This is a genomic window from Polaribacter aestuariivivens (assembly GCF_005885675.1).
GTDB classification, from domain to species: domain Bacteria; phylum Bacteroidota; class Bacteroidia; order Flavobacteriales; family Flavobacteriaceae; genus Polaribacter; species Polaribacter aestuariivivens.
In genome coordinates, this window is sequence record NZ_VANR01000003.1 from 272,180 (window position 1) to 289,951 (window position 17,772).

The following is a 17,772-nucleotide window of genomic DNA, read 5'->3' on the forward strand; positions in this document are numbered from 1 at the left end:
TTTATTTCAAACGAATTCTAAAAAAAGCTTTACTAATTCTCATTGTGTAGTTCTTAGAATACTTAAATCATTATTTTTGAGTTGTATTTATAAATTCTATGACTATGAAAACAAACAAATTACTCACAGCTTTCGTTCTTTTTTTATTCATTTTTTCTTGTAATAAAGAAGAAATAAAAACAAGTAACATTTTCAAGTTTAAAGAATATATAAGTTATACAACATCTGGAGTTACTTCTGTTGCAGGTAACATTAAAATAAACCTTGCTAAAGAAGTAGAAAGTTGGGAACCAAACCAGGAAATATCTTCCGATATTTTATCTATAAAACCTTTTGTAAACGGAAAAATAAAAACCGTTAATAAACATGCATTTATTTTTATTCCTGATGAAAATTTAGAATCAGACAAAGCTTATACTGTATCTGTAAAACTTAATAAAATTTATAAAAATATTCCAGCAAAATTTGAAAATTACACATTTCAATTTAAAACAATAAAACCAAATTTTAATGTCCAAATAAATAATTTACAATCGTATTCAAAAACATATCAATATTTACAAGGTGTTGTAAAATCTGCAGATATAATTTCTTTAGACAATGCTAAAAAACTTTTAAAAGCCTCCCAAAAAGAAATATCAAAAAATATTGTTTGGAATGAATCTTTCAAAAAAAGCAAGGTTTTTGAATTTAAAATTGACAGTATTCAACGTTTTGAAGAAGATAGTAAACTAAAAATTTCATGGAATGGAAAACCAATAAATGCTGAATCAGAAGGAGAAAATGAATTGTTAATTCCCGGTAAAAATAATTTTAAAGTTTTAAATGTAAGTGTTGTAAATACTTCACAACAATACATTTCAATTAATTTTTCAGACGCACTAAAAAAGCAGCAAAATTTTGATGGCTTAGTAACAATTCAAAATGTAAATAAACCGCAATTTGTAGTTAATGGAAATGAATTAAAAATATATACTGATAAAAATTTTAAAGAAAATATTTTAGTTTCTGTTTTTGAAGGTATAGTAAACGCCCATGGATATAAACTGAAATCAAACTTTACAGAAACAATTACTTTTGAACAGAAAAAACCACAAATTAGGGCCATTTCTAATGGAACAATTTTACCAAACTCTAACAATTTAAAGTTCAATTTTGAAGCAATAAATGTAAAAGCCGTAGATGTTAGAATTATAAAAATTTACGAAAACAACGTATTACAATTTTTACAAGAAAATAATTTAAATAGTAATAACGATTATACTGTAAAAAGAGTAGGGCGTAGAGTCGCAAAAGAAACCATTACTTTAATTGATAGTAAAGAAAACAACACGCAAAATTGGAAAGCTTATAGCATAGATATCGCTAAAATGATAGCAACAGAATCTGGTGCTATTTACAGAATCGAATTAAGTTTCAATAAAAATCAAACTTTTTATGAATGTGAAGACGATAGTTCAAACAATGAAAATTATGATGATTTTGAGGACGATTATTACGAAGAATATAACACTTTAAGCGAGGTAGAAAATGAAGACGAAAGAGAAGAATTGTATTGGGACAATAAACTATATAGTTATAAAAACAGAAACTATAATTGGAGAGATAGAGAAAACCCTTGTAAAAATTCTTACTATAACTATAAAGAAATTTCACAAAACTTATTGGCATCAAACATAGGTATTATTGCTAAAAAAGGAACAAATGATGATTATTTTTTAGCAGTAACTAACATTTTAACTACAAAACCTATTATTGGTGCAATAGTAAAATTATACAATTTTCAGCAACAAGAAATTTTATCAAGTAGAACAAATACACAAGGTTTTGTAAACATTAAAAGCGCTAAAAACGCAGCATTTGCAGTAGTTTCTAAAGATAATAATGTAGGTTACATAAAGTTGTTTGATGGAAACTCTTTGTCCCTAAGCAAGTTCGATGTTTCTGGAAGCAAAACTCAAAAAGGTTTAAAAGGTTATTTATATGGAGAGCGTGGTGTTTGGAGACCAGGAGATTCCATTCATTTAACATTTATTTTAAATGATGCAGCAAATAAATTACCAAATAATCATCCTGTAAAATTAGAAGTAACAGACCCAAGTGGAAAGTTAATTTATAAAACAGTAACTGCGGAAAATTTAAACAAGTTTTACAAATTTACAGTCACTACTTCACAGGAGGCAAAAACAGGAAATTACCAAGCAAAAGTTACTGTTGGTGGTGCCAAGTTTTATAAAACTTTAAAGGTTGAAACCGTTAAACCAAATAGGTTGAAAATAAAGGTAAATTTTGAGGATGATATTTTATCAAGTTCAAAACCAGTTAATGGAAATTTAGAGATAAAATGGTTACATGGTACACCTGCAAAAAAATTAAAAGTAGAGGTAAAAGCAAAAGTTTCGGCAACAAATTACAGTTTTAAAAATTTTGGAAATTATATTTTTTCAGATCCATCAAGAAATTTTTCAATGGAAGAAACTAATATTTTTGAAGGAAAATTAGATGCAAATGGAACAGCAAAAATAAGCAATACTTTAAAAATTGGTAAAAATGCTCCAGGAATGTTAAACATACAATTTTTGGTAAGAGCATTCGAAAATGGGGGCGATTTTTCCATAGATGCTTTCACTAAAAAGTACGCACCTTTTAATTCTTTTGTTGGTCTAAAATCACCAAAAGGAAATAGATATGGCTCATTTTTTACTGATGAAAACAAAACGTTTTCTGTAGTTTCATTAGATGACAAAGGCAATGTATTGTCCAATAGAAATTTAGAAGTAGAAATACATAAAATCGAATGGCGTTGGTGGTGGAGTTCATCTGAAGACAATTTATCAAGGTATACATCAAGTACTTACAATAAAGCTTATAAAAAATTAAAAATTACTACAAACTCTAAAGGAAAAGGAAGTTTTAATTTAAATATTCCAGAAAAAGACAGAGGTAGGTTTCTAATACGAGTGATAGATAAAAAAAGTGGTCACGCAACAGGTAGAACTGCCTATTTTTATAAAAACTGGTGGCAAAATACTGGTTCTGCAAATAAGGAAGCTGCAAAAATGTTGGTATTTTCTGCAGACAAAGAAAAATACAATGTTGGTGAAACTGCAAAAATCACTTTTCCTTCAGGAAGCAAAGGGAATGCACTAATTAGTATAGAAAATGGTACAAAAGTTTTAGAAACAAAATGGGTTGCAACTCAAAAAGGTACTACTTCTGTAGAAATTCCTATTAAGAAAAATATGGCTCCAAACGTGTTTGTAAATATTTCATTATTACAACCACATCAAGTTACAGAAAACGACTTACCAATTCGTTTGTTTGGGGTAATTCCTCTTATGATAGAAGACAAAAATACCATATTACAACCGCAAATTTCTATGCCAAATGAACTTCAACCACAAAAAGAATTTACAGTAAAAATTTCTGAAAAAAACAATAAAGAAATGACATATACTTTAGCTGTTGTTGAAGAAGGTTTGCTTGATTTAACAAGGTTTAAAACTCCAAATGCACATAGCTATTTTTATGCAAGAGAAGCTTTAGGTGTAAAAACCTGGGATATTTTTGACGATGTAATCGGTGCTTATTCAGGAAGTATAGATCAGGTTTTTGCCATTGGTGGAGATGGAAACATTGCCAAAGGAAAAAACCAAAAAGCTAACAGATTTAAACCTGTTGTAAAATATTTAGGACCATTTCAATTAGAAAAAGGAACTACAAAAACGCACAAAATTACCTTACCAAATTATATTGGTTCTGTTAGAACAATGGTAATTGCTGGTGATGTTCGTAAAGAAGCTTTTGGAAATATAGAAAAAGCGGTTCCTGTTAAAAAACCTTTGATGGTATTGGCAACATTGCCAAGAAAATTGTCACCAAAAGAAAAAGTTACGCTTCCAATTACCGTTTTTGCCATGGATAAAAAAGTAAAAAATGTAAATGTTCAAGTAAAAACTTCCAACGGTATTTCAGTTATTGGCAATAAAACAAAAGCCATTAATTTTGATAAACCAGATGAAAAAATGGTGTATTTTCAATTAGATGTTTTAAATGCTAATGGCATGAATACTGTTGAGGTTATTGCATCTGGAAATGGAGAGAAAGCAACCTATAAAGTTGAGTTAGATGTTTTAAATCCAAACCCAATAACATCAAAAATTATTGATAAAAGTATAAAAAAGAAACAAGCAGAAACTATCAATTTTAATACGTTTGGGGTAAAAGGATCTAATCAAGCAATTTTAGAACTATCTACCATTCCACAAATAAACTTTACAGGCAGGCTGCAATATTTAATTCAATATCCTCATGGTTGTGTGGAGCAAACAACTTCTAGTGTTTTTCCTCAATTATTTTTAAATGATATTTTCGATTTAACATCAAAAAAGAAAAGAGAAATTCAAAAAAATATAGAAAACGGAATAAAAAGATTGGGTAATTTTCAAAAAGCAAATGGTGGTTTAAGTTATTGGATTGGAGAAAATTATGTTGATGATTGGGGAACCACATATGCTGGCCATTTTATGCTAGAGGCTGAGAAAAAAGGCTTTGTTTTACCATTAACTTTTAAGAGTAATTTTATAAAATATCAAAAAAATGCTGCAAGAAGTTGGCGTCCAAATTACAGCAATTATTCAAGAGATTTATCGCAGGCTTACAGATTATACACCTTGGCTTTAGCAGGAAGTGCAGATTTATCTGCGATGAACAGATTGCGTGAATTTAAGCAAATTTCCAATGAAGCAAAATGGCGTTTGGCAGCTGCTTATGCCTTAGTTGGTCAAAAAGAAGCTAGTACAAAAATTATGGAAAAAGCCAGTTTAAGCTTTTCTGGTTACTATTCTTACAGTTATGGTTCTACAACAAGAAATAAAGCCATGGCTTTAGAAACGATGTTAATTACAAGTCACAACAATGTTCAAAAGATAGCAAAAGATATCGCAAAAGATTTATCGAGTAATCAATGGATGAGTACACAAACTACTGCTTTTAGCTTAATGGCTATTGGCAAAATGGTAGTAAAAAATGGTGGAAAAGCAATTGAAGTAAATCTTACAAATAATGGAAAATCAGAAACTGTAAAAACTCAGCTTTCCATGATTCAAAGAAAGTTAAATATTACAGATGGTAAAAACTCCATTAGCATTAAAAACAACGAAAATAATGTTGTTTTCGCAAGAGTTATAAACTTAGGAAAACTACCATTGGGTGATGAAATTTCAGAAAGAAGAGGTTTGAGTATTTCTATAGATTATAAAGATTTACAGGGCAAAACAATTGATGTAAACAAGTTAAAACAAGGACAAGATTTTGTGGCAAAAATTATGGTAAGCAATCCCAAAAATGAAACAGTTAAAGACATTGCATTAACACAAATTTTTCCTTCTGGATGGGAAATTGTAAATACACGTTTTACAGATTTTGGAACTACTGCTAAAAGTGAAGCACGTTACACAGATATTAAAGATGATCGCGTAAATTTCTATTTCGATTTAAATAAAGGTAGAAGAACATCAGAAACAAAAACCTTTACAGTATTACTAAATGCAGCTTATTTAGGTAACTATTATTTACCAGGAATTCAAGTAGAAGCGATGTATGACAATGATTATTTAGTAAGAACTAAAGGAAATTGGATTGAAGTAATTAAATAAATAAGGTGAATTAAAAGTAAGAATTTCATTTCAACGAAAGGAGAAATCTCAAAGAATTAGTTTTTATTATAATATTTCTCAATCGTCTAAAAAGGCTTATTTCTAAATAACATTCGAAAAAAATAGAAAGCTTGAACATCAAAAACTACATAAAACGACATAAAAAGAAAACAATATTTCTAGCAGTTTTCTTGATATTCTATGCTTTTTGTTTGCCAAAAGAGTTGTTTACCAAACCAACATCAACAGTTATAACAAGTAAAAACAATCAATTATTAGGTGCGTTAATTGCAAATGATGGTCAGTGGCGTTTTCCTCATAATGATAGTGTACCAAATAAATTCAAAACCTGTTTAATTCAGTTTGAAGATGAGCATTTTTACAAACATCCTGGATTTAATCCAGTTTCAATTTTTAAAGCTTTAAAACAAAATTTACAAGCTGGAAAAGTTAAAAGAGGAGGAAGTACCATTACACAGCAAGTAATAAGATTAAGTAGAGATAATAGAGATAGAACGTATTTTGAAAAACTAAAAGAGCTCATCTTAGCAACTCGTTTAGAAATAAGAGCAAGTAAAGAAGAAATTATTGCTTTTTGGAGTTCAAATGCACCTTTTGGAGGAAATGTTGTAGGTTTAGATGCGGCTTCTTGGAGGTATTTTAATAGAAAAGCTACAGATTTGTCTTGGGCAGAAGCTGCAACTTTAGCAGTATTGCCAAATGCACCAAACTTGATTTATCCAGGGAAAAATCAGCATAAACTATTATCAAAAAGAAATCGGTTATTAAAAAAATTACTTATAAAAAAAGTAATAGATTCTTTAACGTATGAATTATCAATTCTTGAAGAATTGCCTCAAAAAGCATATGCAATTCCTCAAATTACACCACATTTATTGCAAAAAATAAACAAAACAAATAAAGGGAAATTTGTAAAAACAACGATTGATAAAAAACTACAAAATCAAACAAATGAAATTGTAAAAAAACACTACAATGTTTTAAATAAAAATGAAATTTACAATATTGCTGTTTTGGTTTTAGACGTAAAAAAAAGAGAAGTATTAAGTTATGTTGGCAATTCACCAACAGACAAAAAACACCAAAAAGATGTTGATGTTATAGACAAGCCAAGAAGTACAGGAAGTATTTTAAAACCTTTTTTATACGCTGCAATGTTAGATGCAGGTGAAATTTTACCAAATACGTTAGTGGCAGATGTTCCAACAAACTTTGGGAGCTATCAACCAGAAAATTTTAATAAAAATTATGCAGGGGCAATTTCTGCAAAATTGGCTTTGTCAAAATCTTTAAACGTACCAACAGTAAGGATGTTGCAAAGTTTTGGTTTGGAAAAATTTTATCATTATTTACAAAAATTACAATTAAAAAATTTACATGAAAATGCAAATCATTACGGATTAACTTTGGCTTTAGGTGGTGCAGAAAGTAACCTCTGGGATTTATGCAAAAGTTACGCATCAATGGCATCAACAGTAAATAATTATACTAAAAATTCAAGCAGATATTTTACAAACGAATTTACAGAACCTACTTTTTATGCTGATCAAAAAATCCATTTTGGAAAAAAATCAGCAGAAAAAAATATTTTTGATGCAGCTTCCATTTACCTCACTTTCGAAAGTTTAAAAGAAGTAAACAGGCCAAATGCCGAAGAAAATTGGGAGTTTTTTGATTCGTCTAAACAAATTGCTTGGAAAACCGGAACCAGTTTTGGTTTTAGAGATGCTTGGGCAATTGGCATCACAAAAGATTTTGTAGTGGGTGTTTGGGTTGGAAACGCAGATGGTGAAGGAAGACCAGGTTTGGTTGGCGTACAAACTGCAGCACCTATTTTATTTGATGTTTTTGATAAGCTACCAAATTCAGAATGGTTTTCAACACCTTTTGACGAAATGACAGAAATTAAAATTTGCACAAAAAGTGGATATAGAGCTACTGAAATTTGCGAAGATAAAAAGCTACAATTTATTCAAAATGCTGGTTTAAAAACAGCACCATGTCCTTTTCACTTTCTGGTAAATGTAAATGTTTCAGAAAAATATCAAGTAAATACTTCTTGTGAAAACCTAGAGAATATCAAACAGAAATCATGGTTTGTTTTGCCGCCTTTAATGGAATACTATTACAAGAACAAAAATCCGTTTTATAAAACACTGCCAAAGTTTAGAAATGATTGTTTGGGAGAAAATAGCAACGTAATGAAATTTATATACCCAACAGAAAAAAGTACAATTTTTTTACCTAAAGATTTTAATGGAATTAAAAACAAAGTGGTTTTTAAAGTCGCACATTCCAACAATAATGCAAGTTTATTTTGGTATTTAAATACTACTTTTTTAGGAAAAACCTACCAGAAACACGAGTTTTCAACTACGATAAAACGTGGAAAATACACCCTTACTGTAATTGATAATTTAGGAAACGAAATAAGTCAAACTATTGAAATTCAATAACATTATTGTAAAAAGTTAAATTTTTCTTAATTTTTAATTAAATATTTATATATTGCGTTAAATTCTTGAATAAAGAATAGTTGTCAATTACAAAACATGAATCCCTATACAATGTTTTTAAAAACTTCTTATGCAAATTCTGCAAATTACGCTACTTTTTTAAATGCGTTAAATTCACTATTTATCATTTTAGTTTTAAAAATCCATTTGGTTTATAGGATTAAAAGTTTCAATTAAAAACTGTTATTTTTAAATAACCGCTGTTAATCGATTGTTCTTTACCATTCGTCGTAAAACAACTGAAATTTTTTCGAAACAAAATTATATTTGAATAAATAACATATTAAAACCATGGCTTTACAAATTTTACCACCAGACCCAATACAAACAAGTGAAACTTTTTTAGACTTACAATTGGTTATGGTTATTACTGGTCTTGCAATTGGTGTTTTTGCAGTTTTAAAAATAACAAAACTTTTAAGCAAAATTAAAATTGATAAATCTGCTAAAAAACCTAGCTATACATCTTAAAGTATTAGATTTTTCTTAACAGAAAACTATAATAAATTCTTCATCTTTGTGAAATGCAATTTTTTAAAAATTTGTATTTTAAGATATTATAAATCATTAAATTATTATTTTTAAAATAGTTTTTAATGATTTTTTTAATTTTTATAAAATGAAGATTTATCCTATAGAAACAGGAAATTTTAAGTTAGATGGTGGTGCAATGTTTGGTGTGGTTCCTAAAACTATCTGGCAAAAAACCAATCCTGCAGATGCTAATAATTTAATAGAAATGAGTATGCGATGCATGCTAATTGAAGATGGAAACCGACTTATTTTAATTGACACTGGTTTAGGTGAAAAACAGTCAGACAAGTTTTTTGGTTATTATTATTTATTTGGCGATTTTTCTTTAGACACTTCATTGAAAAAATATGGTTTTCATAGAAATGATATAACGGATGTATTTTTAACACATTTGCATTTTGATCATTGTGGAGGTGTAATTGAATGGAACAATCAAAAAACATTATTGCAACCCGCATTTAAAAATGCAAAATTTTGGTCTAATCAAAAACATTGGAAATGGGCTACAGAACCAAATCCGAGAGAAAAAGCGTCATTTTTAAAAGAAAACATTAATCCTATAAAAGAAAGCGGACAATTAGAATTTATACATAGTAATTATAAAGATCAAATTGGTTTTGATGTACTTTTTATGGATGGTCATACAGAAAAACAAATGTTGCCAAAAATAAAATACCAAGGTAAAACCATTGTTTTTATGGCAGATTTATTACCAACAGTTGGCCACATTCCTTTACCATATGTCATGGGATATGATACAAGACCTTTATTAACAATCAAAGAAAAAGCAGCCTTTTTAAACGAAGCTGCAGACAATAATTACTATCTTTTTTTAGAGCATGATGCACAGAATGAATTGTGTACAGTGCAACATACAGAAAAAGGAGTCAGATTAAAAAACACACATAAATTTACAGATATATTTTAATAAGAGAAAAGAGAAATGAGAGTATTAAAACCAATAATGTTTACAGCAGTTGCTGGTATTTTATTTGCAAGTTGTAAATCATCAATCGCAACAATTCCAGTACCAAATGGTAGTGATAATGTAATAAACATACCTGCAAAAAAAGGAGCGTTTTCAGAAAATGAAAGACAAACTTGGAGTCATTTAGATTTGTTAACAGATTCTATTCCAGGAATGAGTATAGCCAAAGCATACGAATTTGTTCAAAATAAAAAAGGAACAACAGTTATTGTAGGTATTGCAGATTCTGGAACTGATGTAGAGCATGAAGATTTAAAAGATGTTGCATGGACAAATCCAAAAGAAATTGCTGGAAACAATATAGATGATGATAAAAATGGATATGTTGATGATATTCATGGGTGGAATTTTTTAGGAAGCAAAGACGGAACAATTGTAAATGCAGATCAATTAGAGCTAACAAGAATTGTAAAAAGAGGAATGGATAAATTTGGTGATAAAAAAGCTTCAGAAATTGCTGATACTGATAAAGCTGAATTTGAACAATACTTAAAGTTAAAAGAAAAATATACAAAATCTGTAGAAGCTCACAAACAAGAGTTAGTCAATTTAGCACAAACTGCTGAACGTATCAATCAAATTGAGCAAAATTTTAAAGACGTTAGAGCTTTTATCGGTAAAGATAATTACACTATTGACGATTTAAAAAAGGCAAAACCTACAGATCCAAAAATGGCAGCAAAAATTGCAGACATTACCAACCTTTTAAGTAGAGGTGCTTCTGAACAAGAACTGCTAAACTACAAAAAGCAATTAATGGATTACAAAAAAGGAAAAGAAGCATCTAAAAGTTACGATTTAGACTTTAATGCACGTCAATCTTTACCTGATAATTTATACGATATTAATGATAAATTTTATGGAAACAACAACGTAATAGGTTCTAAAGACCTAGAAAGTCATGGTACACACGTAGCAGGTATTGTTGCTGCTTCTAGAAATAACGGAAAAGGTGTAAATGGTGTAGCCAATAATGTAAAAATTATGGCTGTAAGAGTTGTTCCAGATGGAGATGAACATGATAAAGATGTGGCTTTAGGAATTAGATATGCAGTAGATAATGGAGCAAAAGTAATTAATACAAGTTTTGGTAAAGCATATTCACCAAACAAACAATGGGTTTACGATGCAATTAAATATGCAGCAAAAAATGATGTTTTAATTGTAAATGCAGCAGGAAATGATGGTGATGATATTGATGAAGTAAAAACGTTTCCAAATGATTCAGAAGACTTAAACACAGAAATTTCTGACAATGTTTTAACTGTTGGCGCAATGAGTGCTAGTTATGATGAAAATTTACCAGCATCTTTTTCTAACTACGGAAAGAAAAACGTTGATGTTTTTGCACCAGGTGTAGATATTTATGCTACAATGCCATTAGATAAATACGATTTTAATAGTGGAACATCTATGGCAGCTCCATCTGCTGCAGGGGTTGCAGCTTTGGTTCGTTCTTATTATCCACAATTATCTGCAAGTCAGGTAAAACATATTCTAATGAACTCAGGAATTAAAATTAATTTCAATGTCATAAAACCAGGTTCACAAAGCAGGCAAAACCCTGAAGGAGAAAAAGTTCCTTTCTCAGATTTATCTGTTTCAGGTAGGGTTGTAAATGCCTACAATGCCTTAAAAATGGCAGATAGTATTGTAAACGGAAAAAAATAATTTTATAAGAAATAGCGATTTACTCATCGCTATTTTTTATTTTTATATCAAATTAAACCAAAAATAAATATGAAAAAAATTCTAATTTTAGTTTTTGTAACCACTTTTGTAGCTTCATGTGCCAATAAAAAAGCTGTTAGTTATCAACAAAAAAACGATGCTCCTTTTACTACTTATTGGCAACAGCATATAGATTATGCTATGGAAATAAATATGGATGCTGAAAAGCACCAATACAAAGGAGTACAAAAAGCTGTTTACACAAATAATTCTCCAGACGAATTAAACAAAGTATACTACCACTTATACTTTAATGCTTTTCAACCAGGTTCTCAAATGGATGTTCGTTCATTAAACATCAAAGATCCAGATGGTAGAGTTAGAGATAGAATTAGCAAACTAAATGAAGATGAAATTGGATACATAAAAGTAAACTCATTAACACAAAACGGAACTCCTGTTTCTTATGAAACTGTAGGTACAATTTTAGAGGTTACCTTAAATACACCAATAAAATCTGGTGAAAGCGTTACGTTTGATATGGATTTCGACGCACAAGTTCCACTTCAAATTAGACGTTCTGGAAGAGATAGTAAAGAAGGTGTAGCGCTTTCTATGTCTCAATGGTATCCAAAAATGGCGGAATACGATTTTGAAGGTTGGCATACGCCACCTTACATTGCTCGTGAATTTCATGGAGTTTGGGGTAATTTTGATGTAAAATTAACAATCGATAGAAATTATGTTGTTGGTGGAACAGGTTATTTACAAAACCCTCAAGAAATAGGTCATGGTTATGAAGATAAATCGAAACCTTTAAATGTTCCGAATACAAATAAATTAACATGGCACTTTAAAGCACCAAACGTACACGATTTTATGTGGGCTGCAGATCCAGATTACAATCATGATATTTTAAGAATGCCTGTTGGTATAGATTTACATTTCTTATATAAGAAAACTTTGGATGCTAAATATTTAAAAAACTGGAAAGATTTACAAGAACCAACAGCAGAGTTAATGGCATATTTTTCTAAAAATGTAGGTCAATATCCATACAAGCAATATTCAGTAATACAAGGTGGTGATGGTGGTATGGAATATGCAATGTCTACTTTAATTACCGGAGAAAGAAGCTTTGGAAGTCTTTTTGGAGTAACAGCACACGAAATGGCGCATACTTGGTTTCAATTTTTATTAGCGTCTAATGAAAGTAAACATCCTTGGATGGATGAAGGTTTTACTTCATACATTTCAAGTAAAGCATCACACGAAATTTTAAAGAAAGGTGATGGAAACCCTAATGCAGGTCCAAATAGAGGTTACAATTATTTAGTAAAAAATAATATTGAAGAACCTTTAACAACACATGCTGATAGATATAATTTAAATGCAGCTTATAGTGTTGGAAGTTATGGAAAAGGTAGTTTATTTTTATCTCAATTAGAATATGTAATTGGACCAGAAAATGTTGCAAAAGGACTTAAAAAATACTTTAACGATTTTAGTTTTAAGCATCCAACACCAAATGACGTTAAGCGTTCTATGGAAAAAGTATCTGGAATTCATTTAGATTGGTATTTGAATGAATGGACACAAACTACACATACAATTGATTATGGAATAAAATCTGTAAATGGAAAAACAATTACTTTAGAAAGAATAGGTCAAATGCCAATGCCAATTGATTTAGAGGTAACCTATACAGATGGTTCTACAGAAAGTTTTAATATACCCTTAAGAATGATGAGAGGCAACAAACCAACAAATGCAACAATTTTAGAAGATTGGGGTTGGGCAATGCCAACGTATTCTTTTGAGGCTTCTAAAGTTGTAAAATCTGTTGAAATTGATAAAAGTAAATTAATGCAAGATGTTAATTTAGACAATAACATTTACAAATAACATTAGATTTTTTCTGAAATATAAAAAGACCTCATAGATATTTAAAATCTGTGAGGTCTTTTTTTATTAATATATTAATTAAAAAATCTCTAGATTGATTTTAAATTCTAATATTACAATAATGTTTTTTAAAATGAAGTAATTGTAGTTTAATTTAATAAGTTTTTAATGCAAAAACTCATCAATTTTTTCGTTAGGAATAAATCCTTTTAACATTAGCAGAAAGCCAAATACAATTAATAAAATACCCATTATTTTTTTTACTTTGTAAACAACCATGGGAGTCATTTTACTTTTTAGTTGTTTCGCTAACAATATTTTACCAATATCAGTTACAAAGTAGCCAATTAAAATTACACCAAAATAAGAGAAAATAGCATTTTGATTCATGTCTAGTGTTGGTCCAATTACCAAAACAGTTCCTAACCAAAAAGCCAGAACACCAATATTTATAAAATTTAAGAAAAAACCTTTTACAAATAATTTTAGGTAATTGTTTTTAATAGGAACATCTACCATTTTAGAAGTTTCAATAGCTTCTTTTTTATTAGATTTATCTAAATAGGTAATTAAACCGTAAATGATTAATACCAAACCACCAATAAAAAATAAACGAGGATCGTCTTTTATTTTTTCAAGTAAAGATCTACTTCCGTAATAAGCAATTAGTATAAAACTTACATCACCTAAAATTACACCTAAATCAAAAGCAATTGCGGCTCTTGCGCCTTTTAAAATACTGGTTTGAATAAGCATAAAAAAAACAGGTCCAATCATAAAAGCCATGAAAAAACCTATAAAGAAAGCATTTTTAAAGTCGTAAAAATCCATTGCCTAAAAATACTATTTTTTAATTGAAGTGTAAAAAAAAGGATGGGTTTTCCATCCTTTTTTAAATAAAATATAAATTTTTTAATTTTTTGATACTCTAGTAACTTTTTTAAACATCATCAAAATCAATCGTAATTTTGGATGTTGTAGGATGCGCTTGACAAGTTAAAACCAAACCTTCTTCTATTTCGCCATCAGTTAAAATAGAGTTTTTAACCATTACTGCTTTTCCTTCAGTTACTTTTCCTAAACAAGAACTGCAAACTCCACCTTGACATGAGTAAGGTGGGTCTAAATCATTGCGTAAACTAGCCGCTAAAATATTGTCGGTTTGTGACATTGTAAATGTAGTTTCTTCATCATCTAAAAGCACCGTAATTGCAGTTGTACCTTCTTTAATTTCATCTGCTGCATTTTCATCAACAGAGGTTGTAAATAATTCAAAATGAATATTTTCTTCAGAAAAACCACCGTTTTTTAATGTATCTGAAACTGTATGAATCATTTCTTCAGGCCCACATAAAAAAGCAGTATCAAAAGAAATTTGTTTGTATTTATTTTTGATAAAAAAATTTGTAAAAGCACTATCAATTCTACCAAACAACATGTTTTCTTGTCGTTCTCTACTGCAAACAAACTCTAAGTTAAAATTCTCATACGCTTCGTTTAAGTCTAATAAATCATTATAAAAAATAGTATCTGCAATTGATTTATTACCATAAATTAAGGTAAATGTTGCTGTTGGTTCTGTTTCTAAAACCGTTTTTACCATTGATAAAATAGGTGTAATTCCAGAGCCTGCAGCAAATGCAATGTAATTTTTATTTGGAGTTGTATCTAATAAAAAGCGACCTTCTGGAGCAGTAATTTCAATCTCGTCACCAACTTTTAAATCAGAAGTTGCGTACACAGAAAATGTTCCATTTTCCACTTTTTTTATGGCTACTCTAATTTCGCCACTTTGTGGTGTAGAACAAATAGAATAAGCTCTTCTAATTTCTTCTCCTTTAATTTCTTTTTGTAGTGTAATGTATTGTCCTGCAGTAAAATTAAAATTTGCTTTTAAATTATCAGGTATATTAAATACAACAGAAACCGCGTCTGCGGTTTCTTGTTTAATTTCTTGTATGTTTACTTTGTGAAAAGTTGCCATTAAAATATTTTTTTTAAAAGTATGTTATCATTTCAGTCTTGTGGATAAATCTAAAAACCAATTTAATAAAGATTTTTCGACTTCATTTCATTTCGCTCAAAATGACAAGTAAAAACTTAAAAGATTTTAAACTAAATTATTTTCGATTAAATATTCAGCTATTTGAACTGTATTTGTAGCAGCTCCCTTTCTTAAGTTATCTGCAACAATCCACAAATTTAAGGTATTTTCTTGAGATTCGTCTCTTCTAATTCGTCCAACAAATACTTCATCTTTATCGTGTGCATTAATTGGCATTGGGTATAGGTTGTTTGCTAAATCATCTTGTACTATAACTCCAGAAGTTTCACTTAAAATTTTGCGAACATCTGCCAAATCAAAATCATTTTCAAACTGAACGTTTACAGCTTCGGAATGACCACCAGCAGTAGGAATTCTAACAGCAGTTGCTGTTACAGAAAAAGAATTGTCACGTAAAATTTTCTTTGGCTCTTTTACCAACTTCATCTCCTCTTTTGTGTAGCCATTTTCTAAAAAAATATCACAATGAGGCAATGCGTTTCTACCAATTTTATGAGGATATGCCATTTCTCCATCAATTCCAGCTTCTTCATTATCTAGTTGCTGTACTGCTTTTACACCAGTTCCAGACACAGATTGATAGGTAGAAATAACCACGCGTTTCATTTTATATTTATCATGCAAAGGTGCCAAAGCCATTACTAATTGAATGGTTGAACAATTTGGATTTGCAATAATTTTATCATTTGCAGTTAAAACATCACCATTAATTTCAGGAACCACTAATTTTTTATCAGGATCCATTCTCCAAGCAGAAGAATTATCGATAACAGTAGTACCAACTTCAGCAAATTTTGGAGCCCATTCCAATGAAGTATCTCCACCAGCAGAAAACAATGCCACATCTGGTTTCATTTTTACAGCATCAGCTAAAGTTACAATGGTACATTCTTTTCCTTTATAAGATAATTTTTTTCCAGCAGATCTTTCTGAAGCTACAGGAATTAATTCGGTAATTGGTAAATTACGTTCTTCTAAAACTTTTAACATTACTGTGCCAACCATTCCAGTTGCGCCAACTACAGCTATTTTCATTTTTTATATTTTTTTTGATACTACAAAGATGCTAACAAAATAAATTCTACACATTCTTTTTATAAATATTTACCGAAATAATTTGTATTGTTTAATTTTTAACAAATTGATATAAAATTATTTTTTTAGAGCTTTTTCCAGCTTTCCATTATATCTTTTTTTCATACTTCAAAAAAGGATGCCGTTTCAATCTGGGCTAAACCTGTTTATCAGCTTTTTGCTTTCAGCAATTATTTGTAATTTTGCCTTTTATAAAATAATCATTAACTAAAAAAGTATAGCATGCAACTGTACAATAAGTTAAGCGCAAAAGAACGTGCTGCATTAATTGATGAAGCTGGTAAAGATCGCCTCACAATTTCTTTTTATCAATATCATAAGATAAAAAACCCACAATTATTTAGAGACAAATTATTCTTAGAATGGAACGCTTTAGACGTTCTTGGACGAATTTATGTTTCTTACGAAGGTATAAATGCGCAACTTTCTGTTCCTTCTGAAAATTTATATGCTTTAAAAGACCAATTAGATAGCATCTCTTTCTTAAAAGACATCCGTTTAAATATTGCAATTGAGCAAGACAATAAATCGTTTTTAAAGCTAAAAGTAAAAGTAAGAGATAAAATTGTTGCGGATGGTTTAAATGACGAAACGTTTGATGTAACAAACAAAGGAGTACATTTAAACGCAAAAGAATTCAATGAAATGTTAGCAAATCCAGATACAGTTTGTGTAGATATGCGAAACCATTACGAAAGCGAAATTGGACATTTTGATGGCGCCATAACTCCAGATGTAGATACCTTTAGAGATTCCTTAGATATTATTGAAGAAGATTTAAAAGACAATAAAGAAGATAAGAATTTATTGATGTATTGTACTGGTGGAATTCGTTGTGAAAAAGCATCAGCCTATTACAAGCATAAAGGTTTTAAAAACGTTTTTCAGTTAGAAGGTGGTATTATAGAATACACACGTCAAGTAAATGAAGAAGGAATTGAAAACAAGTTCATTGGTAAAAATTTTGTGTTTGATCATAGAAGAGCAGAAAAAATTACAGACGATGTAATTTCCAATTGTCACCAATGTGGAAAACCTTGTGATACACATACTAACTGTGCAAACGAAGCTTGCCACCTATTATTCATTCAATGTGATGAGTGTTCAGAAGCAATGGAAAATACCTGTTCTACAGATTGTCAAGAAATAATTCACTTGCCTTACGAAGAGCAAAAAGAACTTCGAAAAGGAAAAGGAAACAGCAATAAAATCTTCAAAAAAGGTAGAAGTGAGGTTTTAAAATTTAAGAAGTAAATTAAAAACTTATATAACAAAGCTCTCGAAATTCGAGAGCTTTTTTTTGTCAAAATTTTACCTTTT

Annotated in this window: 10 protein-coding genes; 7 read left to right on the forward strand and 3 right to left on the reverse strand. The window is 29.6% G+C overall.

The genetic code is table 11. From position 1 onward, the window contains the following. Window positions 1-104 precede the first annotated feature (104 nt). The 6 genes from FDT66_RS07240 (at window position 105) to FDT66_RS07265 (ending at window position 13,292) form a co-directional block, all read left to right on the forward strand. Entirely contained in the window at window positions 105-5,657 is a 5,553-nt protein-coding gene (locus FDT66_RS07240; protein WP_138535500.1) for an alpha-2-macroglobulin family protein, read from the forward strand. Window positions 5,658-5,788: 131 nt separating this feature from the next. Further along, window positions 5,789-8,134, forward strand: a complete 2,346-nt coding sequence (pbpC, locus tag FDT66_RS07245; RefSeq protein WP_138535501.1) for a penicillin-binding protein 1C — start codon at window positions 5,789-5,791, stop codon at window positions 8,132-8,134. A gap of 351 nt (window positions 8,135-8,485) precedes the next feature. After that, window positions 8,486-8,665 (forward strand): hypothetical protein, encoded by a 180-nt coding sequence (locus FDT66_RS07250; RefSeq protein ID WP_138535502.1) that lies wholly within the window; start codon window positions 8,486-8,488, stop codon window positions 8,663-8,665. A 148-nt stretch (window positions 8,666-8,813) separates the two neighbouring features. Beyond that, a complete protein-coding gene (locus FDT66_RS07255; RefSeq protein ID WP_138535503.1) occupies window positions 8,814-9,656 on the forward strand; it encodes an MBL fold metallo-hydrolase in 843 nt (280 codons plus the stop codon). A gap of 15 nt (window positions 9,657-9,671) precedes the next feature. Continuing rightward, window positions 9,672-11,387 carry a S8 family serine peptidase gene (locus FDT66_RS07260; RefSeq protein WP_138535504.1) on the forward strand — a complete coding sequence of 572 codons (1,716 nt, stop codon included), beginning with the start codon at window positions 9,672-9,674 and terminating at the stop codon, window positions 11,385-11,387. Window positions 11,388-11,456: 69 nt separating this feature from the next. Continuing rightward, complete coding sequence (locus FDT66_RS07265; protein WP_138535505.1) at window positions 11,457-13,292, forward strand: M1 family metallopeptidase; 1,836 nt, start codon at window positions 11,457-11,459, stop codon at window positions 13,290-13,292. 165 nt (window positions 13,293-13,457) lie between these two features. On the opposite strand, the gene FDT66_RS07270 is transcribed toward FDT66_RS07265, so the two are convergent. The 3 genes from FDT66_RS07270 to FDT66_RS07280 form a co-directional block, all read right to left on the reverse strand. Continuing rightward, window positions 13,458-14,123, reverse strand: coding sequence for a LysE family translocator (locus FDT66_RS07270; RefSeq protein ID WP_138535506.1), 666 nt, complete (start codon window positions 14,121-14,123; stop codon window positions 13,458-13,460). Between the two features lie 109 nt (window positions 14,124-14,232). Then, entirely contained in the window at window positions 14,233-15,276 is a 1,044-nt protein-coding gene (locus FDT66_RS07275) for a ferredoxin--NADP reductase (RefSeq protein ID WP_138535507.1), read from the reverse strand. Window positions 15,277-15,402: 126 nt separating this feature from the next. Next, complete coding sequence (locus FDT66_RS07280) at window positions 15,403-16,392, reverse strand: aspartate-semialdehyde dehydrogenase (protein ID WP_138535508.1); 990 nt, start codon at window positions 16,390-16,392, stop codon at window positions 15,403-15,405. A gap of 282 nt (window positions 16,393-16,674) precedes the next feature. Here FDT66_RS07280 and trhO point away from each other — a divergent pair, with 282 nt between their 5' ends. Continuing rightward, window positions 16,675-17,706: an oxygen-dependent tRNA uridine(34) hydroxylase TrhO gene (gene trhO / locus FDT66_RS07285; protein ID WP_138535509.1), complete on the forward strand. Its 1,032-nt coding sequence runs from the start codon at window positions 16,675-16,677 to the stop codon at window positions 17,704-17,706. Window positions 17,707-17,772 lie beyond the last annotated feature (66 nt).

Excerpts from the sequence above, each read along its gene's own strand:
- FDT66_RS07240 (WP_138535500.1), top strand. The coding sequence starts at position 105 with ATGAAAACAAACAAATTACTCACAGCTTTCGTTCTTTTTTTATTCATT.
- FDT66_RS07250 (WP_138535502.1), top strand. The coding sequence starts at position 8,486 with ATGGCTTTACAAATTTTACCACCAGACCCAATACAAACAAGTGAAACT.
- FDT66_RS07255 (WP_138535503.1), top strand. The coding sequence starts at position 8,814 with ATGAAGATTTATCCTATAGAAACAGGAAATTTTAAGTTAGATGGTGGT.
- FDT66_RS07260 (WP_138535504.1), top strand. The coding sequence starts at position 9,672 with ATGAGAGTATTAAAACCAATAATGTTTACAGCAGTTGCTGGTATTTTA.
- FDT66_RS07265 (WP_138535505.1), top strand. The coding sequence starts at position 11,457 with ATGAAAAAAATTCTAATTTTAGTTTTTGTAACCACTTTTGTAGCTTCA.
- FDT66_RS07270 (WP_138535506.1), bottom strand. The coding sequence starts at position 14,123 with ATGGATTTTTACGACTTTAAAAATGCTTTCTTTATAGGTTTTTTCATG.
- FDT66_RS07275 (WP_138535507.1), bottom strand. The coding sequence starts at position 15,276 with ATGGCAACTTTTCACAAAGTAAACATACAAGAAATTAAACAAGAAACC.
- FDT66_RS07280 (WP_138535508.1), bottom strand. The coding sequence starts at position 16,392 with ATGAAAATAGCTGTAGTTGGCGCAACTGGAATGGTTGGCACAGTAATG.
- trhO (WP_138535509.1), top strand. The coding sequence starts at position 16,675 with ATGCAACTGTACAATAAGTTAAGCGCAAAAGAACGTGCTGCATTAATT.